Annotated in this window: 18 protein-coding genes, 1 other RNA gene and 6 pseudogenes; 21 read left to right on the top strand and 4 right to left on the bottom strand. The window is 64.6% G+C overall.

All coding sequences use genetic code 11. The features are described from left to right. Positions 1-81: 81 nt before the first annotated feature. The 5 genes and pseudogenes from petA (at position 82) to EKK97_RS14900 (ending at position 3,999) form a co-directional block, all read left to right on the top strand. Entirely contained in the window at positions 82-675 is a 594-nt protein-coding gene (gene petA, locus EKK97_RS14920) for a ubiquinol-cytochrome c reductase iron-sulfur subunit (protein WP_159553048.1), read from the top strand. Continuing rightward, on the top strand, positions 675-1,934 hold the full coding sequence (locus tag EKK97_RS14915) for a cytochrome b (RefSeq protein WP_159553046.1): 1,260 nt from the start codon (positions 675-677) through the stop codon (positions 1,932-1,934). Before petA ends, EKK97_RS14915 begins: the two co-directional genes overlap by 1 nt. Further along, positions 1,934-2,701, top strand: coding sequence for a cytochrome c1 (locus tag EKK97_RS14910; protein WP_159553044.1), 768 nt, complete (start codon positions 1,934-1,936; stop codon positions 2,699-2,701). The genes EKK97_RS14915 and EKK97_RS14910 overlap by 1 nt, the downstream gene beginning before the upstream one ends. Positions 2,702-2,856: 155 nt before the next feature. After that, a pseudogene (sspA, locus tag EKK97_RS14905) lies at positions 2,857-3,482 on the top strand (stringent starvation protein SspA). A 52-nt stretch (positions 3,483-3,534) separates the two neighbouring features. After that, complete coding sequence (locus tag EKK97_RS14900; protein WP_159553042.1) at positions 3,535-3,999, top strand: ClpXP protease specificity-enhancing factor; 465 nt, start codon at positions 3,535-3,537, stop codon at positions 3,997-3,999. A 110-nt stretch (positions 4,000-4,109) separates the two neighbouring features. On the opposite strand, the gene EKK97_RS14895 is transcribed toward EKK97_RS14900, so the two are convergent. The 4 genes from EKK97_RS14895 to EKK97_RS14880 are packed head-to-tail and all read right to left on the bottom strand — an operon-like array spanning position 4,110 to position 7,524. Then, positions 4,110-4,691: a BON domain-containing protein gene (locus EKK97_RS14895; RefSeq protein WP_159553040.1), complete on the bottom strand. Its 582-nt coding sequence runs from the start codon at positions 4,689-4,691 to the stop codon at positions 4,110-4,112. A gap of 5 nt (positions 4,692-4,696) precedes the next feature. After that, a complete protein-coding gene (locus EKK97_RS14890; protein ID WP_159553038.1) occupies positions 4,697-5,290 on the bottom strand; it encodes a phosphoheptose isomerase in 594 nt (197 codons plus the stop codon). 49 nt (positions 5,291-5,339) lie between these two features. Beyond that, positions 5,340-5,708 (bottom strand): YraN family protein, encoded by a 369-nt coding sequence (locus EKK97_RS14885; protein ID WP_159553036.1) that lies wholly within the window; start codon positions 5,706-5,708, stop codon positions 5,340-5,342. Continuing rightward, positions 5,692-7,524: a penicillin-binding protein activator gene (locus tag EKK97_RS14880; protein WP_236551234.1), complete on the bottom strand. Its 1,833-nt coding sequence runs from the start codon at positions 7,522-7,524 to the stop codon at positions 5,692-5,694. Before EKK97_RS14880 ends, EKK97_RS14885 begins: the two co-directional genes overlap by 17 nt. A 58-nt stretch (positions 7,525-7,582) precedes the next feature. Between EKK97_RS14880 and rsmI the strand changes: the two are divergent. The 16 genes and pseudogenes from rsmI to ftsZ all read left to right on the top strand — a co-directional run bounded on the left by rsmI (position 7,583) and on the right by ftsZ (position 25,474). Next, positions 7,583-8,439: pseudogene (rsmI, locus tag EKK97_RS14875) on the top strand (16S rRNA (cytidine(1402)-2'-O)-methyltransferase). Between the two features lie 54 nt (positions 8,440-8,493). Continuing rightward, positions 8,494-8,858: RNase P RNA component class A (rnpB, locus tag EKK97_RS14870), an RNA gene on the top strand. Between the two features lie 65 nt (positions 8,859-8,923). Then, positions 8,924-9,880: a 16S rRNA (cytosine(1402)-N(4))-methyltransferase RsmH gene (gene rsmH, locus EKK97_RS14865; RefSeq protein ID WP_159553034.1), complete on the top strand. Its 957-nt coding sequence runs from the start codon at positions 8,924-8,926 to the stop codon at positions 9,878-9,880. A gap of 35 nt (positions 9,881-9,915) precedes the next feature. After that, the gene (gene ftsL, locus EKK97_RS14860) at positions 9,916-10,221 is read left to right on the top strand and encodes a cell division protein FtsL (RefSeq protein ID WP_201296898.1); all 306 of its coding nucleotides are present in this window, start codon (positions 9,916-9,918) and stop codon (positions 10,219-10,221) included. Beyond that, positions 10,218-11,926, top strand: a pseudogene (locus EKK97_RS14855) (peptidoglycan D,D-transpeptidase FtsI family protein). The gene ftsL and the pseudogene EKK97_RS14855 overlap by 4 nt, the downstream one beginning before the upstream one ends. 31 nt (positions 11,927-11,957) lie before the next feature. Continuing rightward, positions 11,958-13,465 (top strand): annotated as a pseudogene (locus EKK97_RS14850) (UDP-N-acetylmuramoyl-L-alanyl-D-glutamate--2,6-diaminopimelate ligase). Continuing rightward, positions 13,462-14,827: pseudogene (locus EKK97_RS14845) on the top strand (UDP-N-acetylmuramoyl-tripeptide--D-alanyl-D-alanine ligase). Before EKK97_RS14850 ends, EKK97_RS14845 begins: the two co-directional pseudogenes overlap by 4 nt. Positions 14,828-14,836: 9 nt before the next feature. Next, positions 14,837-15,919, top strand: a complete 1,083-nt coding sequence (gene mraY / locus EKK97_RS14840; protein ID WP_159553030.1) for a phospho-N-acetylmuramoyl-pentapeptide-transferase — start codon at positions 14,837-14,839, stop codon at positions 15,917-15,919. 37 nt (positions 15,920-15,956) lie between these two features. Then, a complete protein-coding gene (murD, locus tag EKK97_RS14835; RefSeq protein WP_159553028.1) occupies positions 15,957-17,339 on the top strand; it encodes a UDP-N-acetylmuramoyl-L-alanine--D-glutamate ligase in 1,383 nt (460 codons plus the stop codon). Next, positions 17,329-18,588: a putative lipid II flippase FtsW gene (gene ftsW, locus EKK97_RS14830; RefSeq protein ID WP_159553026.1), complete on the top strand. Its 1,260-nt coding sequence runs from the start codon at positions 17,329-17,331 to the stop codon at positions 18,586-18,588. Before murD ends, ftsW begins: the two co-directional genes overlap by 11 nt. A 29-nt stretch (positions 18,589-18,617) precedes the next feature. Continuing rightward, positions 18,618-19,673 (top strand): undecaprenyldiphospho-muramoylpentapeptide beta-N-acetylglucosaminyltransferase, encoded by a 1,056-nt coding sequence (gene murG / locus EKK97_RS14825; RefSeq protein ID WP_234286918.1) that lies wholly within the window; start codon positions 18,618-18,620, stop codon positions 19,671-19,673. 58 nt (positions 19,674-19,731) lie between these two features. Further along, positions 19,732-21,144: a UDP-N-acetylmuramate--L-alanine ligase gene (murC, locus tag EKK97_RS14820; RefSeq protein ID WP_159555810.1), complete on the top strand. Its 1,413-nt coding sequence runs from the start codon at positions 19,732-19,734 to the stop codon at positions 21,142-21,144. Next, positions 21,141-22,070: a D-alanine--D-alanine ligase gene (locus tag EKK97_RS14815; protein WP_159553022.1), complete on the top strand. Its 930-nt coding sequence runs from the start codon at positions 21,141-21,143 to the stop codon at positions 22,068-22,070. The genes murC and EKK97_RS14815 overlap by 4 nt, the downstream gene beginning before the upstream one ends. Beyond that, positions 22,067-22,789, top strand: a complete 723-nt coding sequence (locus EKK97_RS14810) for a cell division protein FtsQ/DivIB (RefSeq protein WP_159553020.1) — start codon at positions 22,067-22,069, stop codon at positions 22,787-22,789. Before EKK97_RS14815 ends, EKK97_RS14810 begins: the two co-directional genes overlap by 4 nt. A 196-nt stretch (positions 22,790-22,985) precedes the next feature. Next, a pseudogene (ftsA, locus tag EKK97_RS14805) lies at positions 22,986-24,268 on the top strand (cell division protein FtsA). A 33-nt stretch (positions 24,269-24,301) separates the two neighbouring features. After that, the gene (gene ftsZ / locus EKK97_RS14800) at positions 24,302-25,474 is read left to right on the top strand and encodes a cell division protein FtsZ (RefSeq protein WP_159553018.1); all 1,173 of its coding nucleotides are present in this window, start codon (positions 24,302-24,304) and stop codon (positions 25,472-25,474) included. The last annotated feature ends 66 nt before the right edge of the window (positions 25,475-25,540 follow it).

Here is a 25,540-nt window from a genome sequence, read left to right as displayed (position 1 = left end):
GATATGCCGGATTTGGTATCCGTGGTCGCGGAACTCATTCCGTGCTGGATCAACGGGTAAGCTGATGGGAGAAACCAGAAAATGGCAGACAACGGCGTGAACAAAGGGCGGCGCCGTCTCCTCCTGGGTGCCACCACCGTCGTAGGGGCGGTGGGGGCCGTGGGAGTGGCGGTTCCCTTTGTGGCTTCCTGGCAGCCGAGTGCCAGGGCAAGGGCGGCGGGGGCGCCAGTGAGCGCAGATGTCTCGAAACTCGAGCCGGGGCAGCGCATGACCGTCGAGTGGCGCGGACGTCCGGTCTGGGTCGTGCGGCGCACTCCGGACATGATCGAGCGCACCGAGAATCTCGACCCTGCCCGTCTGGCCGATCCGGACTCCCAGGAACCGCAGCAGCCAGCATACATAACGGGTCCGTTGCGTTCGGTACGCCCGGAATACTCCGTACTGATCGGCATCTGTACCCATCTGGGTTGCTCACCGTTGTTCCGCCCCGAGCCGGACGACGTCGACATGACGGCCTGGCCCGGCGGTTACTTCTGTCCCTGTCACGGCTCCTACTTCGACCTGTCGGGCCGTGTCTTCCGCAACGTGCCGGCGCCGCTCAACCTCGAGGTGCCGCCGTACCGCTTTGATGGCGACGCCGTGATCGTCGTCGGCGAAGATGAGGAGGCTGCCTGATGGGTAACCCGAATCGAGTCAAGGCAGAAAGCGGCATCATGCGCTGGGTGGACGACCGCTTCCCCGCCACGCAGATGTGGCAGGACCATCTGTCCAAGTACTACGCACCCAAGAACTTCAACGTCTGGTACTTCTTTGGTTCCCTGGCACTGCTGGTGCTGGTCAACCAGATCCTCACCGGCGTCTGGCTCACCATGAGCTACAACCCTTCGGCCGAAGGGGCATTCGCTTCCGTCGAGTACATCATGCGCGATGTGGAGTACGGTTGGCTGATCCGCTACCTGCACTCCACCGGGGCTTCCGCCTTCTTCGTGGTGGTCTACCTGCACATGTTCCGCGCGCTGCTGTACGGGTCCTACAAGGCGCCGCGTGAGCTGGTGTGGATCTTCGGCATGGCGATCTACCTGATGCTGATGGCCGAGGCCTTCATGGGCTATCTGCTGCCGTGGGGCCAGATGTCCTACTGGGGCGCCCAGGTCATCATCTCGCTGTTCTCCGCCATTCCCTTCGTCGGTCCTGACCTGGCCCAGTGGGTGCGCGGCGACTACCTGATCTCCGGCATCACCCTGAACCGTTTCTTCGCCCTGCACGTGGTGGCACTGCCCATCGTGATTCTGGCGTTGGTGGTACTGCACCTGATCGCCCTGCACGAAGTGGGTTCCAACAACCCCGACGGCATCGACATCAAGAGCAAGAAGGACGAAACCGGCAAGCCGCTGGATGGCATCCCGTTCCATCCGTACTACACCGTCAAGGACGTGTTCGGCGTGGCGGTCTTCCTGTTCGTGTTCGCCGCGGTGGTGTTCTATTTCCCCGAGGGTGGCGGTTACTTCCTCGAACGGCCCAACTTCGAGCCGGCCAACCCGATGGTGACGCCGGACCATATCGCACCGGTGTGGTACTTCACTCCCTTCTACGCCATCTTGCGCGCCATCACCTTCGATCTGTTCGGGCTCGATGCCAAGTTCCTCGGCGTGGTGTTCATGGGCGGTGCCATCGCCGTGCTGTTCGTGCTGCCCTGGCTCGACCGCAGCCCGGTCAACTCCATGCGCTACAAGGGCTGGATGTCCAAGGTGATGCTGACCCTGTTCGCCATCAGCTTCATTGTTCTGGGCGTTCTCGGGGCTCTTCCGGCCACGCCGATGCGTACCGCGGTGGCGCAGCTGTGCACGGTGCTCTACTTCGCCTTCTTCCTGCTGATGCCGTTCTACACCAGGATGGAGAAGACCAAACCCGTTCCGGAAAGGGTGACTGGCTAATGAAAAAGCAACTGTTCGCACTGCTCTTCGCGCTGGTGCCTTTTTCCGCATTCGGTGCCGGCGCCGTGGATGTGCCTTACTCGATGACGCCGGACCTGCGTAATGAAGCCTCGCTGCAGCGTGGCATGCAGCTCTTCGTCAACTACTGCATGGGCTGTCATTCGCTGGAGCATCAGCGCTTCGCGCGTGCCGCCGAGGATTTCGGCATGCCCCAGGATCTGGTCGAGGAGAACCTGATCTTCTCGTCCAGCCTGGCGTTCAACGACCAGATGCGTATCGCCATGGATCATGACGATGCCGCCAACTGGTTCGGCTCGGCGGCACCGGACCTGACCCTGCATGGGCGTCTGCGCGGTCCCGACTGGATCTATTCCTACCTGCTGACCTTCTACCGTGACCCGAGCCGTCCCAACGGGGTCAACAACGAGGTCTTCCCCATGGTGGCCATGCCCAACGTGCTTGAGCCGCTGCAGGGCGTTCAGGAGAAGGTCTGTGCCGAGACCGATCGTCCCGTCGAGGGTGCCGAGCTCGATCCGCTCACCGGCAAGTACCAGTCCTGTGAAGTGCTGCAGGTGACGCGTCCGGGGAGCATGGAATCCGAGGAATTCCAGGAAGCGGTCTATGACTTGACCAACTTCCTGACCTACGTGGGCGAGCCGTCCAAGCTGCAGGCCCAGGTGCTGGGACCGAAGGTGCTGATCTTCATCTTCATCTTCGGTGTGCTGGCCTACCTGCTCAAGCGCGAGTACTGGCGCGACATTCACTGATTCGGACGAATCGGTACGTCGTGCCGCAGGGGGCGTATGGCCAAACGGTGCCATGCGCCCCCTGTGCATTGTTCCCTGTTCGAGTATGCATGCCCCACCCTGAAGTCCGGTGCGCGTGCTATCATGCTGGTTCGAATTGATGTGAGGATTGTTACATGGGTGTAGTGGCCAAGCGGTCGTCGATGATCTTCTATTCGGGAGGCGATGATCATTTCAGTCATCGCGTCCGCATCGTGCTTGCCGAGAAGGGTGTGGCGGTCGATATCGTCGAGGTCAACGGCGACCAGCGTCCCGAGGAACTCGCCGACCTGAACCCCTACAACAGCGTGCCGACCCTGGTCGATCGCGACCTGGCGCTCTATGAATCCAAGGTGATGATGGAATACCTGGACGAGCGTTTTCCCCATCCGCCGCTGCTGCCGGTGTACCCGGTCGCCCGCGCCCAGAGCCGGCTGTGGATGCACCGCATCGAGCGTGAGTGGTGTCCTCTCGTCGAGCAGATCGAGAGCGGCAGCAAGAAGGACGTGGAGAAAGCGCGCAAGGAACTCCGCGAGAGCCTGGTAGGAATTTCTCCGATCTTCGAGGACGTTCCTTATTTCATGAGCGAAGAGTTCTCGCTGGTGGATTGCTGCATCGCCCCGATTCTTTGGCGTCTTCCGGTGCTTGGCATCGAGCTTCCGGAGAAGCAGGTCAAGCCCTCGTCGCTTACATGGAGCGCCTGTTCGAGCGCGATTCCTTCGTATCGTCACTGAGCGAGAACGAGCGCGAAATGCGCACCTGAACCTGGCGTCGGGCGTGCCCGGCGCCAATAGACTGGAGGAGGGCAGAACGTCATGTTGTCGAGCCGTCCCTATCTTGCCAGAGGCCTCTACGAGTGGCTTCTGGATAACGATCATACTCCCTATATCGTGGTGGATGCCGAACAGCCTGGTGTCAGCGTGCCGCGCCAGTTTGTGCAGAATGGACAGATAGTGCTCAACGTGGGACCCGCCGCCGTGCGGGACCTGCGCATCGAGAACGATGCCGTCAGCTTTCATGCCCGCTTCGGTGGGCAGCCCATGCAGGTCGTGGTGCCGATGCCGGCGTTGGTGGCGATCTATGCTCGCGAAAATGGAGTGGGCATGGTGTTCGGCCACGAACCGACCATGCCGGCGCCGCAGCCGGATGAAGAAGCCGCCAGCGAACGGCCTGGGCTCAGTAGCGTCGAGAGTGACAAAGAGGGCGATGCCGCGGCGAAGCCGGAGCGTGACAAGGCGACGTCGTCCAAGAAGCGGCCTTCGCTTCGCGTCATCAAGTAGCACCGTCCGGCTTTGGGCCCGAGGCTTCAGACGCAGAGCGACCAAACGCAGAACGGCAGGTCATTGACCTGCCGTTCTGCGTTCGGGGCCATGCCCTTCGGTGAGCGCGTTCAATCGAGATAATCGAACACCTTGACGATTCGCTGGATGCCGCCGACGTCGGCCACGGCCTCGACGATGCGGTCCGCTTCGGCGCGGCTGACCATGCCCATGATATAAACCGTGGCATTCTCGGTGACGAAGCGCAGTCGGCTGGTATCGATGCTTTGATCGGCAGCCAGCGTCGTACGAATGCGCGTATTGGTCCAGGTGTCCGAGAGGCGCTGGCTGGCCGGCAGGTTGGCGGCTACGGTCAGCTCGTTGTGCACGTCGCGCACATTGCGCACTTCCAGCGCCACTTCGTTGGCCTTCTGCTTCAGCTCTTCGCTCGGCACCTGGCCGGTGAGGAGCACGATGCCGTTATAGCTGTCGACGTTGATGCGCGCATCGCCGAGTCGTGCATCACTGCGGCGCAGGTTGTGCGCAATCTTGGTTTCGATGCTCTCGTCTTCCACTTGGGCGCCGAGCGTACGCTTGCCGTAGTTCTCGTCGATGGTGCCGGGGGTGGTGACGCCGGTGACCGTGGTGCAGCCGCTGAGGGCGAGGGTCAGGGCGGCCAGAAGGCAAACGAACAGTCTGGTTGAGGTCGTCATGAGAATTACTCGCTGCTGCCGAACAGTTGTTCATCGATGAGGTCGCACAGGCAGTGGATCACCAGCAGGTGAACCTCCTGGATGCGTGCCGTGGAAGTCGCCGGGACGCGTATCTCGCAGTCGTCCTGGCCGAGCAGGGAGGCCATGTCGCCGCCGTCGCGGCCGGTGAGGGCGACCACGGCCATGTCGCGATCGTGAGCCGCCTGGATCGCCTGGATGACGTTGCCTGAGTTACCGCTGGTGGAAATGGCCAGCAGGATGTCGCCGGGTTGGCCGAGGGCTCTGATCTGCTTGGAGAAGACCTCGCTGTAGCTGTAATCGTTGGCGATCGAGGTCAGCGTCGAGGTATCGGTGGTCAACGCGAGTGCCGGCAGGCTGGGGCGCTCGCGCTCGAAGCGATTGAGAAGCTCGGAGGAGAAGTGCTGGCTGTCGCCAGCGCTGCCTCCATTGCCACAGGCCAGTATCTTGCCTTCATTGACCAGGCACTGAACCATCATCTGGCTTGCTACCTCGATGAAGGGTGGCAATACCTCGCTGGCATAGGTCTTGGTGTCGATGCTGGCGTTGAAATGGCCGAGTATGCGTTGCTGAAAATCCATTCTGTGGTGTCCTGGCTGTGAAGTCCTGGTCGCGAGACGATAGAGCCGGTCAGAACGCTTCGAAGGCGCCCTGTACCCATTCGAAGTCGAGCGCGGGCGGGCTGCCGATCACGGCCAGCACGTCGAAACGGCAGGGACATGATAGCCGGTTGCGCGCCAGATAAAAACGCGCGGCATGGACCAGCCGGCGCTGCTTGGTGGCGGTGACGGTCTCGAGTGGGTGGCCGTGGCGTATGTCGCTGCGATGGCGGACCTCGACGAAGACCAGCGTCTCGCCATCGCTCATCACCAGATCCAGCTCGCCGCCCTTGAACTGCTGGTTGCTGGCGATGAGCGTGAGGCCCCGGGCCGAAAGCCACTCCGCGGCCAGGCGCTCGATGCGCGCACCGCGAGCGCGGGCGTCAACGGAGCTGGCCATTGCCGCCCAGGTCGCCGTCAAGCAGATCGAAGGTCAGGATGGGGCGCGGTACGCCACGCTCGAAGCGTGCCCAGGGCAGGCGACGCTCGATGCGTCCGTCATGCCCGGCGACCAGCAGGCCCGTGGCGCCGAACAGCTCGCTTTCGGGCAGTAACTGGAACTGCGGCAGTCGGCGTGCCAGTTCATAGGCGTCGACGCCCATCGCCATCAGTCGGAAGGTGGAGGGGTCGGCATCCTGATGCAGCTCCTGGAAGCTGGCAAGGTAGGGTAGTGCCTCCACTCCGCCCACTGCCGCATCGGGAATCTGCCAGGGGATGTCGACGAAGTTGACCTCGTCGAGGTCATGGTCGAGCAGCGGCTGTGGGCGCCCTTCATAGAGATGCGAAGTGGCATAGATGGGGAGGTCGGCGGCGCCGTAGTAATCGAGCGTCGGTGGTACCTGGCGGGCATAGCTGGGCAGGGCCAGCAGGAACAGCATGTCCGGACGGCCGCCGGCAAGCACCCGGCGAGTACTCTCGGTTGCCGAACCGCGCGGGTCGTAGGAGACGCTGTTGGTAATGGTGCCGTTGCGGCTGCGCCACTCCTGCTCGAAGGCACGGCCGACGCGGGCGCCCCACTCGTTGTTCGGCACCAGCATGGCGCTGCGGCGATGGCCGTCCTCGTAGGCACGCCGCGCGACCTGGCGCGCCTCGTCTTCGGCCGACAGGCCATACTGGAAGAGGCCTTCGGCCCGGTTCGACGAGCCGGCGCCATAGTTCAGCGCCAGGGTTGGCAACGGTACGCTGTCGCGGGCCTCGAGTTCGCTGACCTGGTCTTTGTCGAGCGGGCCGATGACGACCTGGGCGCCAATGTTGCGCGCTTCGGTGTAGAGGGCGTCGAGATTGCCGAGGCTGGCATCGAGAAACGAGAGCCTCACCCCGCCGTTGCGTTCGACGCTGTGCAGGTGATGGGCGCGTATGCCGGTGCGGATCGACTCGGCGACGCTGGCCAGAGGGCCGCTGTCGGGCAGAAAAATGGCAATGTGGCGGACTTCCTTGCCGCGCAGCTCGCGCAGTGCCAACAGTTCGGAAGGTACGTTGCGGGCGGCCGGGTGCTGGGGGTTGCGCTCGCGCCAGGACTCCAGTCGCGCGAACAGACGTTCGATGTCGCCGTCGCTCTCGCGTACCAGACTGGCAAGGCCGAGCCAGCCTAGGGTCAGCTCGTCGGCGTCCTCACGCAGGCTGGCCAGTTCGTTACCGTCGAGGCGGGACAGCGAAGTCCAGATGGCATCGTTGAGCGCCTCCCGCTCGGTGCGGGCCTGAACGTACATCAGCATTGCGGCCGCGGCGCGATACTCGTCTACCCGTAACAAGGCGCGTCCCATACGTTCGCGCAGGATCAGGCCGGCATCGCGCGGCATGTCGACTTCATCGAGCAATTGCCCGGCCTGGATCACGGCCCGGGGCTCTTCCAGCTCCTCGCCGAGTTCCGACAGCAGCATTGCCCAATGCAGACGATGCTCGCCAGGCAACTGGGCATCGTCGATTCCGCTGGCGATCTCCAGTGCCTGGGTGCGCTGGCCGCGGCGTGCTAGGATGTCGGCCGCCTCGAGCCGGCTGATGGCGGCCTGCTCGGGGGGCTGTTGCTGCGCCTGCTCGAGGAGATAGCCGGGATCGTCATCGGGTACACGCTCGACGATACCGGGGGGGCACAGCCGGCCACCAGGAGGGCGAATAGCGCAATGGCCAGCAGGCCGCGAGGCTTTTTCAGCATGAATCCTTCCTTGTCTGCAGGTCCCGAGCGGCAGGAATCGCTCCCTGAACCCGGCATTCAACATTACATTCGGCCAACGACATCACATTCGGCCAAGCCCGACAGACTCCGGAGGAGCCGCCATGTCCGACAATCATCTAGGCACATTGTACGTGGTCGCCACGCCGATTGGGAATCTGGAGGACTTGAGCCCTAGAGCGGCGCGGGTGCTGGGCGAAGTCGCCCTGGTAGCTGCCGAAGACACCCGCCACACGGCGCGGCTGCTGCAACATCTCGGGCTCGCAGTGCCCATGCTCTCACTGCATGAGCACAATGAGGCGGCCAGGGTCGATCAACTCGATGAGCGGCTGGCCCGCGGCGAGAGCATTGCCCTGGTCAGCGATGCCGGGACGCCGTTGATCAGCGATCCCGGTTTCGTGCTGGTGCGCGAGCTGCGCGCACGCGGACGACGCATCGTGCCGGTGCCGGGCGCCTGTGCCCTGGTGGCGGCGCTGTGTGCCGCTGGCCTGCCGACCGACCGGTTCCTGTTCCAGGGCTTCCTGCCGGCCAAGGGGGAGCGAGACGGCAACGCCTCGAAGGGCTCGTGGAAAGGGAAGAGACGCTGATCTTTTATGAATCGCCGCATCGCATCCGCGAGACGTTGGCCGACATCGCTACGGTCTGCGGCGACCGGCGCCTGGTACTGGCTCGGGAGTTGACCAAGTCCTTCGAGACCTTTCTCGACGGCAGCGCCGCGGCGCTGCTGGCATGCATGGAAGCCGACCCGAACCAGGCCCGCGGCGAATTCGTGATCATGCTGGCAGGCGCCGAGGCGCGCGAGAGCGCGGACGCTGCCAGCCTGGAGGCCGATACGTTGCTGGCGGCGCTGCTGGCCGAAGGCGTGGGGGTAAAGCAGGCGGCGGCGGTGGCTGCGCGTCTGCTGGGCGGCGCGAAGAAGGTGTGGTATGAGCGGACCCAGGCGCTCAAGGAGGCGCGCTGAACGGGGTGCCGAAAGACATTGAGAGGCCTCGGGCGCGCTGGTATTCTTGCGCTCGGAGTCGGCCAGACAGTCGCCGCCGGCAGCGCTTGCGAGTGCTGCGGGGGGAGGAAAGTCCGGGCTCCATAGGGCAGGGTGCCAGGTAACGCCTGGGCGGCGCGAGCCGACGGAAAGTGCAGCAGAGAGCAGACCGCCTACGTCTCCCGCGGGAGGCCGGCAAGGGTGAAAGGGTGCGGTAAGAGCGCACCGCGCGCCTGGTAACAGTGCGTGGCACGGTAAACCCCACCCGGAGCAAGACCAAATAGGAACCCAATGGCGTGGCCCGCGTCGGGTTCGGGTAGGTTGCTGGAGGGCCGCGGTGACGCGGCTCCTAGATGAATGACTGTCCTCGACAGAACCCGGCTTATCGGCCGACTCCCCGTATGAAACCCTCCGCGTCCGGCCGTAGCCGGTGCGTTCATTCAAGTTCGAGACATCGGGAAAGCGCATGCCGCCATCCGCAGCTGAACCGAGCCGACATGGCTTTCGTCATGCCAGCGTGCTGCTGGACGGCGCCGTGGATGCGCTCGTTCACGACCCCAGTGGGGCCTATCTTGACGGCACCTTTGGTCGCGGCGGCCACTCGCGTGCCATCCTTGAGCGGCTGAGCCCTGAAGGGCGCCTGCTGGCCATCGACCGCGACCCCCATGCCATTGCCGAAGCGCGGAAGCTGGACGACCCGCGCTTTGCCATCGAACAAGGTGAATTCGCCAAACTGGACGCTATCGCGGCGCGTCATGACCTGCATGGGAAGCTGGCCGGGGTGCTGCTGGACATTGGCGTGTCTTCACCGCAGTTGGACGATCCCGAGCGGGGCTTCAGTTTCCTGCGAGACGGCCCGCTGGACATGCGCATGGATCCGACCCAGGGCGAGAGTGCCGCCGAGTGGCTGGCCCGTGCCCGTGAAGCCGATATCGCCCATGTGTTCAAGGCCTACGGCGAGGAGCGCTTCGCCAAGCGCCTGGCACGAGCCATCGTGACACGCCGTGCCGAAAGGCCGTTCCTGCGCACCGGGGATCTTGCCGAGGTGCTCAAGGCTGCCCATCCTGCCTGGGAGAAGGGCAAGCATCCCGCCACGCGAGCCTTCCAGGCGCTGCGCATCCATGTCAACGGTGAGCTGGAGCAGCTCGACGCGGCGTTGACGGCCGCGCTCGAGGCGCTGGCGCCGGGCGGGCACCTGGTGGTCATCAGCTTCCATTCCCTCGAAGATCGTCGGGTCAAGCGTTTCATTCGCGAGCACGTGCGTGGAGATGCCGATCTGCCGCGTGGCATGCCAGTGCGGGAGGAGCAGCTTGCCAAGCGCCTGGAGATGCTGGGCAAGGCGCAACGGCCCACGGCGGAAGAGGTCGAAGGCAATCCGCGTGCCCGCAGTGCCGTGATGCGCGCGGCACGCAAGCGGTTCTGAGGAACGGCATGAGACAAGGAAGAGTGCCAACACGAATGCCGAAAGGCGTTGCCTGGCGACCCGCCTGGCGGCCCAGTTGGCGCCTGCTGCTGATCGTGGGGCTGGTGCTGGCATGCCTGGCCAGCGCCACGGCAGTGATCAGCGCGAGTCATCAGACGCGTGCTCAGTACGTTCGCCTGCAACAGCTCGAGCGCGAGCGCGATCAGCTGCAGACCGAGTGGGGGCAACTGCTACTCGAAGAGAGCGCTTGGTCGTCGCCGGCGCGCATCGAGCGCCTGGCCGTCGAGCGGCTCGATATGCGACTGCCTCATGTCAACGAAGTCGAGGTCATCCGACCATGAGCACGGACGTACGTGGTGGCGTGACCCCGCGGCGGCGGCCGCCCATGGCGCCGATGGGCGCGATGCGTTATGGCTTGGTGCTGGGTCTGGTGATCCTGGCCATGCTGCTGCTCGCGGAAGAATCGTGACGCTGCATGTCTTCGATCGCCCCTTTCTTCAGGGGCAGGGAGATGCCCGCACCCTGCGCACCGAATCGCTTACCGCCCACCGTGGCATGATCACCGACCGCAACGGCGAGCCGCTGGCCATCTCCACGCCGGTGGTGACGCTCTGGGCCAACCCCCAGGAAGTGCCCGACGATCGCATCCAGCGGTTAATGCTGGCGCAGGCGCTGGGTATGGGGCTGGACGACCTCGATGCCAGACTGGAGCGTTTCACCGAGCGCGAATTCATGTTCCTGCGACGCCAGTTGACGCCGGTTGCCGCCCAGAGGGTGCTCGATCTTCGTGTGCCGGGCGTTTACGCCCAACACGAGTATAAGCGCTACTACCCGGCCGGCGAGGTGGTGGCTCAACTGCTCGGTGTGACCAACGTGGACGACATGGGACAAGAGGGGGTGGAGCTCGCTTACCAGCCCTATTTGGCCGGCACTCCAGGCCAGCGGCGTGTGATCAAGGATCGACGCGGCCGTTTGGTGCGCGACCTGGCAGTACTGCGCGAGGCTCAGCCGGGCGGTGAGCTGACGCTTTCCATCGATCAGCGGCTGCAGTACATGGCCTACCGTGAGCTCAAGGCAGCGGTGGCCGAGCACAATGCCGACGGCGGCGTCGTGGTCATGATGGACGCCCGAACCGGCGAGGTGCTGGCCATGGCCAATCAGCCCTCCTACAACCCCAACAACCGCGCCGGCATCGACCCTCGCGGCCTGCGCAACCAGGCCATCGTCGACGTGTTCGAGCCGGGGTCGGTTATGAAGCCGTTGGCCATGGCGGCGATCATGGAGAGCGGTCGCTTCGACAGCGACGTGGTAGTGGATACCTCGCCGGGCTGGATGCGTATTGACCGCTTCACCATTCGCGACATTCGCAACTATGGCAGGCTGGACCTGGCGGGCATTCTGGAGAAATCGTCCAACATTGGCATGTCCAAGCTGGTATTGGAGCTCGACGACCCGTTGGTTCCCGATCTTTATCGTCGGCTCGGCTTCGGTCAGAGTACCGAAACGGGTTTCCCGGGCGAAGCCGTGGGGCACATGCCGGCTCCGGTGCGCTGGTCGCGCAGCCAGTGGGCAGCGCTCTCGTACGGCTATGGGCTGTCGGTCTCGGCGTTGCAGCTGGCTAGCGCCTATACCGCCCTGGCCAACGGCGGGGTACGCCTGCCACCCTCGCTGCTCAGGTTGGACGAGGCTCCCGCTGGTACGCCGACCATCGATCCGCAGGTGGCCCATGAGTTGCTACGCATCATGGAGCAATCCGTGCAGCCGGGAACCGGTGCCCGGCGTGCCATGGTGCCGGGCTACCGGGTGGCCGGGAAATCGGGTACGGTGCGAAAGACCGGCGCCGCAGGCTATCAGGAAAACGCCTACCGCAGTTTGTTTGCCGGGATTGCGCCAGTCTCCGACCCGCGCATCGTCACCATCGTCATGATCGATCATCCGCGGGGCGAGAGTTACTTCGGCGGTGCCGTGGCGGCACCGGTGTTCTCGCGCGTCACGGGTAGCGCTCTGCGCCTGCTCGATGTGCCACCGGATCAACGTGAGAGATGAACCCAGCCCTCCCTATGACTGAGGTGCGTCGATGCAGGTAAGTGCTTCACGTCTCCAGGCGGCGCTGCGCCGCTGTTGGCCCGGCCTGTCGATGCCGGAGTTCGACTCGTCCGTACCGGTTCGCCTGGTGCTCGACAGTCGCCAGGTCGCGCCGGGCGACGTCTTCGTGGCCGTGCCGGGAGTGTCCGGCGACGGTCGCTCATATCTGTCCCAGGCGCTCGAGGCCGGGGCCGCCCAGGTGCTCTATCACCTCGAGCCGGGTGAGGCGCCTCCCGCCGAGGCTTGCGATCGACCGGTGCTTGGCCTGCCATTCCTGCGCCAGCGTCTCGGCGAACTGGGTCGCCTGCTGTTCGAGGTGCCCGATGCGATGGAGCTGATTGGCGTCACCGGGACCAATGGCAAGAGTTCCGTCACCCACTACATTGCCGAACTGAGCGATGCGCTGGGCCGTGATGCCGGTCTCATCGGGACGCTGGGCGTCGGTCGCCCAGGACGGCTCGCGGATACCGGGCTGACGACACCGGGGCCGCTGACGCTGCAGGAGGCGCTGGGCGAAATGGCCGCGCAGAGCATCGGACGGGTGGCCATGGAGGTTTCTTCCCATGCGTTGGAGCAGGGGCGTCTCGACGGCTGCCATGTCACCGCAGCGGTATTCACCAACCTGAGCCGCGACCATCTCGACTATCACGGCAGCATGGCGGCCTATGCCGCGGCCAAGGCGCGCCTGTTCCGTCGCTCCGAGCTTGCACTGGCCGTGGTCAACGCAGACGATCCGCTCGCACGTCTCATGCTGGCCGGCGTTCATGCCGGCGTGCGTGTGCTGGCGGTCGGTGACGACCCGGCGGCGACGCTGCGCGTGATCGACTGGCAGTCCAGCGACAGCGGCCAGTGGGCGCTGGTAGCGACCCCTCAGGGGGAACGCGCCCTCGAGCTTCCGCTGATGGGCCGCTTCAACCTCGACAACGTTCTGCTGGCCATCGCGACCTTGTATGGCTTGGGGGAGTCGCTCGATGCGCTGTTCGCCGCGGCTTCGCGGCTCGAGCCGGTGCCGGGGCGCATGCAGCGGGTGGGGGGCATGGGCCGGCCGGTCGTGATCGTCGACTATGCGCATACACCGGAAGCGCTGGAGAATGCTCTGGGTGCGCTGCGCGCCCACTTGCCTGGCAAGGGGCGTCTGTGGTGCCTGTTCGGTTGTGGAGGGGATCGCGATAGCGGCAAGCGTCCGCTGATGGCGGCTGCCGCCGAACGGCAGGCAGACTGGCTGATCGTGACCGACGACAATCCCCGAAGCGAGGATCCGCAGCGCATACGCGAGCAGATCCTGGCGGGGCTCTCGGCCGGAGCCCGGCAGCGAATCCAGAACATCCCGGGCGCGGAGAGGCCATTGCGTGCACCCTGGCGCAGGCATCGGACGAGGATGTGGTGCTGATTGCTGGCAAGGGGCACGAGCCCTATCAAGAAATCGCCGGCGTGCGCCATCCTTTCAGCGATGTCGCCGAGGCCGAAGCCGCACTGGCTCGCCGCAAGGAGGAGCAATGAGAGGCTCCGGTCTGCAGACCCTGAACGCCATTTGCGAAGCGCTCAGTATTGCGGCACCCGAGAGCGATCTTCCCGTAGGCGACATCGTCAGTGACACCCGCCGGCTGACGTCTGGCAGCCTGTTCGTGGCGCTGCGCGGTGAACGTTTCGACGCGCACGATTTCGTCGCCCAGGCGCGTGAAGCGGGGGCGGTGGCGGCCCTGGTCGAGCACCGCGTCGACGACTCGCTGCCGCAACTGGTGGTTCCCGACACTCGCCTGGCGCTGGGGCTGCTGGGCCGTGCCCGGCGTCGCGCCTGGGGTGGCCCGCTGGTGGCAGTGACCGGCAACAGCGGCAAGACCAGTGTCAAGGAGCTGTTGGCCCAAGTGCTCGGCCAGCGGGGCAAGACCCTGGCAACGCTGGGCAATCTCAATAACGATATCGGTGCTCCGCTCACCCTGCTGGGGCTCACCGACGAGCATCGTCAAGCGGTGGTGGAGCTGGGGCCAACCATCTCGGAGAGATCGCCTGGACCGCCACGCTTGCCGAGCCGCAGGTAGCCATCATCACCAACGTCACCGGAGCCCACATCGGCGAATTCGGCGGCATGGGCCAGATCGCCCAGGCCAAGGCCGAGATATTGGTCGGCCTGGGGGCCAACGGCGTGGCGGTGCTCAATCGCGATGATGTGTATTTCCCGTTCTGGGCCGAGTTGGCCGCACCGCGGGAAGTACTCGACTTCGGTTTCTCCGAGCAGAGCCGGGTGAGGGCCACCGAGCTGGCCTGCGACGCCTTGGGGCGCTATGCTTTCACGCTTGTCGTGGATAGCCGCGATATCGGTCGGGTGCAGCTCGCGCTGTTAGGACGCCATAGTGTCGCCAATGCTCTGGCGGCTGCGGCGGGAGCGCTGGCGCTGGGTGGGAAGGCCACCAGGTGCTGGCTGGACTGGCAGCGGCAGAGCCGATGTCGGGGCGCCTGAGCCCGGTAAGCGGAATCCGGGAGAGCCGCTTGCTGGACGATAGCTATAACGCCAACCCGGGAGCGGTCAAGGCAGCGCTTGCGCTGCTGGCCGAGCTGCCTGGCCCCAGGTGGTGCCTGCTTGGCGCCATGGGAGAACTGGGGGTGGATTCGGATCGATTCCACGCCGAGGTTGGCCAATACGCACGAGAGCTGGGGATCGACGTGCTGATGACCTGTGGGGCGGCGGCACTGTCCGCGAGCCAGGCATTCGGTGACAACGGGCATCATTTCAACGACCACGAGGCGCTAACGCGCCATGTCCTGGACCATCTACCCACCGGTGCCAGCGTACTTATCAAGGGTTCGCGCAGCGCTGGCATGGAACGGGTTGTGGCGGCGCTACGAGCTGACGCATCAAGGTGAACGCAACACATGCTGCTTTTTCTGGCTAATTTCCTGGCGCAATACCAGAGCGCCTTCAACGTCTTCAACTATCTGACCCTGCGCATGATCCTCGGTACCATGACGGCGCTGCTGCTGTGCCTGTGGTTGGGACCCTGGATGATTCGCCGCCTGGTCGAAAGGCAGATTGGCCAGGCGGTGCGCGACGACGGGCCGCAGTCGCATCTCTCCAAGGCCGGTACGCCGACCATGGGCGGTGCGATGATCCTAATGGCGATCGCCGTCAGCACGCTGTTATGGGCCGATCTCTCCAACCGTTTCGTATGGATCGTGCTGGTGGTGACGCTGGGGTTCGGCGCGATCGGCTGGGTCGACGACTACCGCAAGGTGGTAGAGAAGAATCCTCGAGGGCTGCCGGCACGCTGGAAGTACTTTTGGCAATCGGTGATCGGTCTGGCGACGGCCCTGGTGCTCTACTTCACGGCGACCAGTGCGGTGGAAACCAGCCTGATCGTGCCGCTGTTCAAGGACATCGTGCTGCAGTTGGGTGTGTTCTACATCCTGCTCACCTATCTGGTGATCGTTGGCAGCTCGAACGCCGTCAACCTCACCGATGGCCTCGACGGCTTGGCGATCATGCCCACCGTCATGGTCGCCATGGGGCTGGCAATCTTCGCCTATGCCAGTGGTAATGCGGTATTCGCCAACTACTTGCAGATTCCCAGTATTGCCGGGGCCGGGGAACTGGCCGTGTTCTGTGCCACCATCGCCGGCGCCGGTCTCGGCTTTCTGTGGTTCAACACCTACCCGGCCCAGGTCTTCATGGGCGACGTCGGTGCGCTGGCGCTGGGAGCGGCGCTGGGTGTGGTCGCCGTGATCGTGCGCCAGGAGATCGTGCTGTTCATCATGGGCGGTATCTTCGTTCTGGAAACCATCTCGGTGATCCTGCAAGTCGGCTCCTACAAGCTGACCGGGCGACGTATCTTCCGCATGGCGCCGCTGCATCACCATTACGAACTCAAGGGCTGGCCGGAGCCGCGTGTCATCGTGCGTTTCTGGATCGTCACCGTGGTGCTGGTGCTGGTTGGCCTGGCCACTCTGAAGATTCGCTGATCCAGGGAGACCGAGCCCACCGAGCGAGGAGGCTGCAATGCCCAAGGTGGCGAAGGGGGTGACACTGGTGGTCGGGCTCGGCATATCGGGCCGGGCGATCTGCCGCCATTTGGCTCGTGAAGGAGTGCCCTTCATGGTGGCCGATACGCGCACGGCGCCACCCGGAGTCGACGAGTTCCGTGCCGCTCATCCAGGTGTGGCGCTGCACTGCGGAGCGCTCACGGCCCTTGACATGAGCGAGGCGGCCGAAATCGTGGTAAGCCCCGGCGTCGACCCGGCAACACCTGGGCTGGCCGAAATGCGCAGGCATCGTCGCGCGGACGGAGCGCCACTGTTGGTTGGCGAGATGGCCCTGTTCGTGCGCGCGGCGCGCGCACCCATCGCCGCCATTACCGGCTCCAACGCCAAATCCACCGTTACCACTTTGCTTGGCGAGATGGCCAGGTTGGCTGGCTGGCGGGTGGCGGTGGGCGGCAACCTCGGTACACCGGCTCTCGACCTGCTGGTCGACGTGCCTGATGCGGAACTCTACGTGCTCGAACTCTCGAGCTTTCAGCTCGAGACCACGCCATGCCTGGGTGCCGAAAGTGCGGCGTTTCTCAATCTGTCCGAGGACCATCTCGACCGGCACGGCGACATGGCGGGCTACCGCGATGCCAAGCTGGCCATCTTCCGTGGTGCAAGGCACGCCGTCGTCAACGCCGAAGATCCCATGACCTGGCCACTCGAAGCGCTGCCTGCCATCGACCGCTTCACTACCCAGCCGCCTGGGACAGAGGAATGGGGCATTGCGTCCCGCGAGGGACGCGACTGGCTGATGCATGGAGCGACGCCGCTGCTGCCCACCGACGAAATGGGGTTGGCGGGACGACATAACCAGGCCAACGCCCTGGCCGCCTTGGCCATGGGCAGTCATCTCGGTTTACCTCTCGAGTCGATGTGCGAGATGCTGCGCCGGTTCAAGGGGTTGCCGCATCGCAGCGAGCTGATCGCCGAGTTCGGCGGCGTGCGCTGGGTCAACGACTCCAAGGGCACCAATGTCGGCGCGACGCTGGCGGCCATCGCTGGGCTGGGGCCCACGCTACAAGGGCGCCTCGTGCTGCTGGCTGGTGGTCTGGGCAAAGGGGCGGACTTCACGCCTTTGGCCGCGCCCATGGCTCGCTATGGACGCGAGGCGATCCTGTTCGGAGCCGATGCCGCCAAGCTTGCCGCAGCCCTGCAAGAGAGTGTGCCTGTGACTCGGGTCGCCGATCTCGAAGCTGCCATGCAGCGCGCACGCGCAATCGCCGAGTCCGGCGATTGCGTACTGCTCTCGCCAGCGTGCGCCAGTCTCGATCAGTTTCCCAACTACTTGGCCCGTGGCGAGGCGTTCCGGGAGCGGGTACACGAGTACGTCGAGGAGGCGGGGCATGTCAGCTAAGGCCAAGCAGGCATCCAAGGTGAGATTCGCGCGCTTGCGGCGGCTGCGGGAACGGCTCTCTACTCGTGATCAGCCGTTCGATGGCTGGCTGCTGTTCGCCGCCCTGGCGTTGATCCTGATCGGCTGGGTCATGGTCACCTCGGCATCCACCGAAGTGGCAGCGAGTCTGACTGGCAACCCGTGGTACTTCAGTCAGCGACACGCACTGTTCGTGGCCATGGCATTGGTGGGGGCTGCCGTCGCGCTACGTTCGCCGCTGGCCTGGTGGCGCGCCAACGGCCCACTGCTGCTGCTGGTCAGTATCGCGCTCTTGCTACTGGTGCTGTTCGTCGGTCGCGAAGTCAACGGCAGCCGACGCTGGTTGTCGATTCCCCTGCTGCCTTTCAACCTGCAAGTGTCGGAAGTGGCCAAGCTGTGCCTGATCGTCTACCTGGCCGGTTATCTGGAGCGTTTCCTGCCCGATGTGCGCCGTCGCTGGGGCGCCTTCCTGCGCCCGCTGCTGGTAATGGGGGTCGTCGCCGTGCTGCTCATCCTCGAACCCGATTATGGGGCGATGGTGGTGATGACCGGCTGCGTGATGGGTATGCTGCTGATGGCAGGTGCTCCCTGGGGGCGCTTCGTCTTCATCCTGGCGGGTGTCGGCCTGCTGGGCTTCTATATCGCCATTGCCGAGCCGTACCGGCTGGCGCGGCTGACGAGTTTTTCCGATCCCTGGGCGGACCAGTTCGCCAGCGGCTACCAGTTGACCCAAGCCCTGATCGCCTTCGGACGCGGCCACTGGCTGGGGATGGGGCTCGGCAACAGCGTGCAGAAACTGTTCTACCTGCCAGAGGCGCACACGGACTTCGTCTTTGCCGTGCTGGCCGAGGAGCTCGGCCTGTTCGGTGCCGTCGGCGTGGTGGGCCTGTTCGCGCTGCTGATTTGGCGGGCAATGGCGGTGGGGCGGCGCGCCGAGCTGGCAGGATTGGCCTTTGCTGCCTATATCAGTTACGGCATCGCCATGGTGATCGGTGCCCAGGCCTTCATCAACATTGCCGTGAGTACCGGCATGCTGCCAACCAAGGGCCTGACCCTTCCGCTGCTCAGCTATGGCGGCTCAAGCCTGCTGGTGAGCGCTGCCATGGTTGCCTTGCTGCTGCGGGCGGATATCGACACTCGCCGGGTGCTGCGACGTGCCAGTCCTGCCGCACCGCGGGAGGTGGCGGGGCGGCGTGAGCCCAGGCTCAACCAACAAGAGGTCATGAAGTGAAGCAGGCAGCAAGGCGGCGTGTACTGATCATGGCAGGCGGCACCGGCGGACACGTGATCCCGGCGCTGTCGTTGGCTCGTGGCCTGCGGGATGAAGCGCTGGAGGTGCATTGGCTGGGTAGTCCTCAGGGCATCGAGAACCGCCTGGTGCCAGCGGCTGAGCTTCCTCTGCACCATATTTCGGTGGCCGGCCTGCGCGGTAACGGGGCGGCTGGTTGGCTGCTGGCCCCGTTCAATCTGACCCGTGCGGTATGGCAGGCGGCGCGAATCATCCGCCGGCTCGATCCGGTATTGGTCGTGGGCCTCGGCGGCTTCGCCAGTGGCCCTGGTGGGCTGGCGGCCTGGCTACTGCGCCGGCCATTGGTCATCCATGAGCAGAACGCCGTGGCCGGCTTGACCAACCGCGTGCTGGCTCGCCTCGCCCGACGTGTCTATGCCGCTTTCCCGCAGGCATTCGGCAGTCGGAGCGAGGTGGTCGGCAATCCGGTGCGCGACGAGATCGCCGCCTTGGGCGAGTCGCCGCGCGAGGCACAGGCGATGCGGGAGCGGCGCTTGCGAATGCTGGTCGTGGGGGGCTCCTTGGGGGCGCTTCCGCTCAATCAGCGCCTTCCCGAAGCGCTAGCCGCGCTGCCCGAGGAGCGCCGTCCCGAGGTACGCCACCAGGCCGGTCGCGACAAGGACGCGGCCACCCGTGAGGCCTACGCGGAGTATGGCGTCGAGGCCGAGGTGAGCGCCTTCATCGATGACATGGCCGAGGCCTATGCCTGGGCCGACCTGGTGGTGTGTCGGGCCGGGGCACTGACCGTGTCCGAAGTGGCCGCCGCTGCCAAGCCGGCTCTGTTCGTGCCTCTACCCCATGCGGTGGACGATCACCAGACCGCCAATGCGCGTGCCCTGGTGGAGTCGGGGGCTGCCCGGCTCATGCCGCAACACGAGATGACTGCAGCGGCGCTGGCCGAGAGCCTGACGACGCTGCTCGAACCCGACACTCTTGCCACCATGGCCCGGCAGGCGCGCCAATGCGCCCACTTCGATGCCGTCGAGCGCCTGGTGGCCGGTTGCATGGAGACAGCGCTTGAGCGATAGCACCTTGAGGCCGGTTCCCGGTCAGGCAACGCTGCCCCGCCATGGGCGGGGCCTGGGCATGCGCCGTATTCGGCACATCCATTTCGTCGGCATCGGCGGTGCCGGCATGTGCGGCATCGCCGAGGTGCTCGCCAACCAGGGCTATCAGGTCAGCGGCAGCGACCTGAAAGCCTCTCCGGTGGTGAGCCGTCTGCGTGAGCATGGCATTCGCGTCGCCATCGGCCACGCCGAGGACAACGTTGCCGGGGCCGATGTGGTGGTGGTCTCCACCGCCGTGGATTCGGCCAATCCGGAGATTCGCTGGGCCCAGGAGCATCGCGTGCCGGTGGTGCGCCGTGCCGAGATGTTGGCCGAACTGATGCGTTTCCGTCACGGTATCGCGGTAGCTGGTACCCACGGCAAGACCACGACTACCAGCCTGACGGCGACACTGCTGGCCGAAGGCGGGCTCGATCCGACTTTCGTCATCGGCGGCAAGCTGACCAGCGCCGGTACCAATGCCCGGTTGGGCGAGGGCGACTACCTGGTCGCCGAGGCCGACGAGTCGGACGCTTCGTTCCTCCACCTGCAGCCGATGGTGTCCATTGTCACCAACATCGACGCCGATCACATGAGTACCTACGGCGGCGATTTCGAACGGCTCAAGGGTACCTTCATCGAGTTCCTGCATAACCTGCCCTTTTACGGCCTGGCCATCCTGTGCATCGATGACGAGCACGTGCGTGGACTGCTCGATCGCATCCATCGACAGTTCGTCACCTACGGCTTCAGCGAGGATGCTGACTACCGGATTGCCGACTTCACCCAGCAGGGGGGAGAGGTTTCCTTCACCGCGCTGCGCCCCGATGGGCTGGCACCGCTGCAGGTACGCCTGGGCATGCCGGGTCGGCACAATGCGCTCAACGCCCTGGCGGCGATCGCCGTGGCAACCGATGCCGGCGTCGACGATGCCGCCATTCTGCGCGGGCTGGCCGGGTTCGCCGGGGTAGGGCGCCGCTTCCAGGTGCATGGGCATTTCGCGCCACCGAGCGGTAGCGGCGAGGTGATGCTGGTGGATGATTATGGCCACCACCCGCGTGAGGTGGAGATGGTGATCAAGGCGGTGCGGGCCGGCTGGCCCCAGCGACGGCTGGTGATGATCTACCAGCCGCACCGCTTCACTCGCACGCGCGATCTCTACGAGGACTTCGTGCGTGTGCTTGCCGGAGTCGACGTGCTGTTGCTGCTTGACGTCTACAGCGCCGGAGAGACCCCGATCCCTGGGGCCGACGGCAAGACCCTGGCGGGCTCCATACGTCAGCGTGGCACGCTCGATCCGATTTTCGTGCAGCACAAGTCGGAGCTGCCGGCACTGCTGGCCAAGGTATTGCGAGCCGACGACATCCTGATCACTCAGGGTGCGGGTGATGTGGGCGGTATCGCGCTGGGGCTGGCCGAGAGCCGACTGATTCTCGATGAGGTGGAGCTATGATGCGGGCAAGCGAGTTTGGGCGGGTCGCCGTACTGTACGGTGGAAATTCCGCCGAGCGCGAGGTATCCCTCAGAAGTGGCGCGGCGGTGTTGGCGGCACTCGAGCGTAGCGGCGTCGACGTGATTGGCTACGATCCCGCCGACGGCGGGCTAGTCGGTCTCGAAGCGCTTGCCCCTGATCGCGTATTCATTGCCCTGCATGGTCGGGGTGGGGAAGACGGCACCCTGCAGGGGGCGCTCGAGCTGCTCGGCATCCCCTACACCGGCAGCGGCGTGCTGGCCTCGGCGCTGGGCATGGACAAGCAGCGTACCAAGTTGGTCTGGCAGGCCGTGGGGCTGCCCACTCCCGAATCGCTGATGCTCGAAGCCGATTCCGATTGGGAAGACATCGTGGCCCGGCTGGGTCTACCGCTGATCGTCAAGCCGGTGCACGAGGGCTCTACCCTGGGCATCAGCATCGTCGAAAGCCGTGAGGCCCTGGAAGCGGCTTACCATGAGGCGGCTCGCTTCGATGCACGGGTCATGGCCGAGCGCTTCATTCGCGGTGAGGAGTACACGGTTTCGCTGCTGGGCGCGCGCGTGTTGCCCGCCATCCGCGTCGAAGTCCCTAGCGGCTTCTACGATTACGAGGCCAAGTACAATTCCAACGATACGCGCTACCATCTGCCCTGTGGGCTCGAGGCCACACAGGAGGCGGAGCTCGGCGAGCTGTGTCGCCAGGCCTTCGAGGCCATCGGCGGCGAGGGGTGGGGGCGCATCGACGTGATGTGCGATGGCGAAGGGCGCTTCTGGCTGATCGAAGCCAATACCTCGCCGGGAATGACCGACCATAGCCTGGTGCCTCAAGCGGCTGCCCATGCCGGCATGGGTTTCGACGAACTGGTGCTGCAGATACTGGCCACCACGCTGGAGCCACGCCGGGCATGACCACACGCGGCTCGACGTTGGGAATTCTGCTGCTGCTGATACTGCTGGGTGCCGGGGGACGCGCCCTGTGGACTTGGCTCGATCGTCCCATCGAACGGGTCGCGATTCGCGGCGAGTTGCAGCATGTCAGTGCCGACTATCTGCGCTCGCAGTTGGCGCCGCTGCTGCAGGGTCAGACCTGGCTGTCGGCGGATCTTCCCGAGCTGCGCCGCCGTGCACGCAACATCGACTGGCTGGCCGAGGTACGGCTGGCACGCGAGTGGCCCTATACGTTGGCATTCGAGCTGGTCGAGCAGGTTCCGGTGGCCCGCTGGAACGATGACTATCTGCTCAACCCCAAGGGCGAACCGTTTGCCTTTGCCCCGGTAGCGCCACCTGAAGATCTGCCGGACCTGGCCGGTCCGGTAGGTAGCGGGGCCGAGGTTCTGGCCTATCACGACCGGTTGAAGCCGCGCTTCGAAGCGCTGGGCTTGACCATTACCCAACTGCGGCTGGAGCCGCGCGGCGCCTGGCGCTTTCAGCTCGACGACGGTGTCTGGGTAATGCTGGGTCGTAGCGACCGTGAGGCGCGTCTGGCCAGACTCGCCGCCGCCTGGCAGCGTCAGCTCGGTTCGCAAGCGACGCATATCCGCTACATCGACCTGCGTTATCCCAACGGTGTGGCCGTGGCCTGGCATGGCGAAACCGAGATTGAGGAGGAGGGCGACGGTACAGGATGAAACCCGATGTCACGCACCGGCCTCATCTTGCAGCCGCCGCGCTATTTTCTTTGTCTTCAATAACCCGTATCGTGAACCAGGTTTTTCGCAATGGACTGGTGGTTTAACGCCAGTTGTTTCTATAATGGGCGCAATGACCATTTATCAGAATTAATGGAACGCTCAGCGGGTCAAGTTTCAGGAGACACTCCGGCGCATGGCTGTCACTTCCAACTCATCTAATATGGTTGTCGGACTGGACATCGGAACGTCCAAGGTAGTGGCCATCGTCGGACAGCCTACCGATGACGGCGGCATCGAGATTGCCGGGATCGGGTCGCACCCTTCTCGCGGCATGAAAAAGGGCGTGGTGATCAACATCGAGTCGACCGTGCAGTCGATCCAGCGCGCCGTGGAAGAGGCCGAGCTGATGGCAGGCTGTGACATCCATTCGGTGTATGTCGGGGTGGCCGGCAGTCATATCAGTTCGATGAACTCCGACGGCGTGGTTGCGATTAAAGAGCGCGAAGTGACGCCTTCCGATATCGATCGTGTCATCGATTCCGCTCGGGCGCGGGCCATCTCCGAAGGGCAGCGTGTCCTGCATGTGCTACCCCAGGAGTTCGCCATCGACACCCAAGGGGCATTCGTGAGCCGCTCGGCATGTCCGGCGTGCGTCTCGAGGCGCGCGTGCATCTGGTGACTGCTGCACTCAATGCGGTACAAAACATCGATAAATGTGTGCGTCGCTGCGGGCTCGAAGTCGATGCCATCATCCTCGAGCAACTGGCTTCGAGCATGGCGGTACTGACCGAGGACGAACGCGAACTTGGCGTTTGCATGGTCGATATCGGAGGGGGAACCACCGATATCGCCGTGTTTACCGAAGGTGCCATTCGGCATACGGCAGTGATTCCGATTGCCGGCGATCAGGTGACCAACGACATCGCCATGGCGCTGCGCACCCCGACCCAATATGCCGAGGAAATCAAGGTCAAGTACGCCTGCGCCCTGACGCAGCTGGCCGCCAGCGACGAAATGATCAAGGTACCGAGCGTGGGTGATCGACCGTCTCGCGACCTGTCGCGTCAGGCCCTGGCCGAAGTGGTGGAACCGCGCTACGAGGAGCTGTTCACGCTGATCCGCGACGAACTGCGGCGCAGTGGCTACGAGGATCTGGTGGCTGCCGGTGTAGTGCTCACCGGTGGCACCTCGCGCATGGAGGGTGTCGTCGAGCTGGCCGAGGAGATTTTCCATATGCCGGTGCGCATCGCCTGCCCTCATAACGTGCGCGGGCTTTCCGACGTGGTGCGCAACCCGATTTATTCCACCGGCGTAGGTTTGCTACATTACGCCCTTCAGGAGGCTCGGCAAGGGCATGGTCGCGGGGGTAGAGTGGTGGCAGCGCCGCCTAGGCGCGATGACGTCTCCCAGCGTGGAGGATGGGAAGGGATTCCGGCGCTGGCAAAACTCAAGGGCTGGTTGAAAGGAAATTTCTAATAGGGCCGCGGCGCGGTCCAGGAGACGGGGCTTATGTTCGAACTGGTAGATAGCGCACCCTCGAGCAGTGCGGTCATCAAGGTCGTCGGTGTGGGCGGCGGCGGCGGCAACGCCGTGAACCACATGGTCGAGAGCAATATCGAAGGCGTCGAGTTCATCTGCGCCAACACGGATGCCCAGGCGCTCAAGCGGGTGGCCGCCAAGACCGTACTCCAGCTCGGCAACGAGATCACCAAGGGGCTGGGTGCTGGCGCCAACCCCGATGTGGGGCGTCAGGCCGCCATGGAGGATCGTGAGCGTATCGCCGAGCTGATCAGCGGTGCCGACATGGTCTTCATTACGGCCGGCATGGGCGGCGGTACCGGTACCGGCGGGGCGCCGGTCGTGGCCCAGATCGCCAAGGAGCTGGGTATCCTCACCGTGGCTGTCGTCACTCGCCCGTTCCCGTTCGAAGGGCCGAAGCGCATGCGCGTGGCCGAAGAAGGCATGAAGGAGCTGTCGGAGCACGTCGACTCGCTGATCACCATTCCCAACGAGAAGCTGCTCTCGGTGCTGGGCAAGAACGCCAGCCTGCTGACCGCCTTTAGTGCTGCCAACGACGTGTTGTTGGGCGCCGTGCAGGGGATTGCCGAGCTGATCACCAGCCCCGGCATCATCAACGTCGACTTCGCCGACGTGCGCACCGTGATGTCCGAGATGGGCATGGCGATGATGGGCACCGGCGGCGCCACCGGCGAGAACCGTGCCCGCGAGGCCGCCGAGAAGGCCATCCGCAGCCCGCTGCTGGAGGATATCGACTTGCACGGCGCACGCGGCATCCTGGTCAACATCACCGCCGGCCCGGACCTTTCCATCGGCGAGTTCAACGATGTCGGTGCCACTGTTCAGGAGTTCGCCTCCCAGGACGCCACCATCGTGGTGGGCACTTCCATCGATATGGATATGTCCGACGAATTGCGGGTCACCGTGGTGGCTGCGGGTCTCGAGGGGCGCCAGGTCAAGGCGACTGCCGGGCGCGAGACCGTCAAGCGCAACGAAGGCAGCGAATATCGTCAGCGTGCGCAGCCGGCCATGCGCCAGCAGAGCGCGATGCCCAAGGCCGAGCCTCAGGAAGCGGCCAAGCCGCAACCGGAGAAGCGTCGTTCGCCTCAGGAGTTGGACGATTATCTCGATATCCCGGCCTTCCTGCGTCGTCAAGCCGATTGACAAAAGCTATTGCACGCTTAGGCAGGGCCAGGAGATGTTTTTTTGTTGAAACACTCGTTCGGTGTT

The sequence above is a fragment of the Billgrantia tianxiuensis genome (genome assembly GCF_009834345.1).
Lineage (GTDB): Bacteria > Pseudomonadota > Gammaproteobacteria > Pseudomonadales > Halomonadaceae > Halomonas > Halomonas tianxiuensis.
This window is presented reverse-complemented; position numbering and strand designations above follow the sequence as displayed.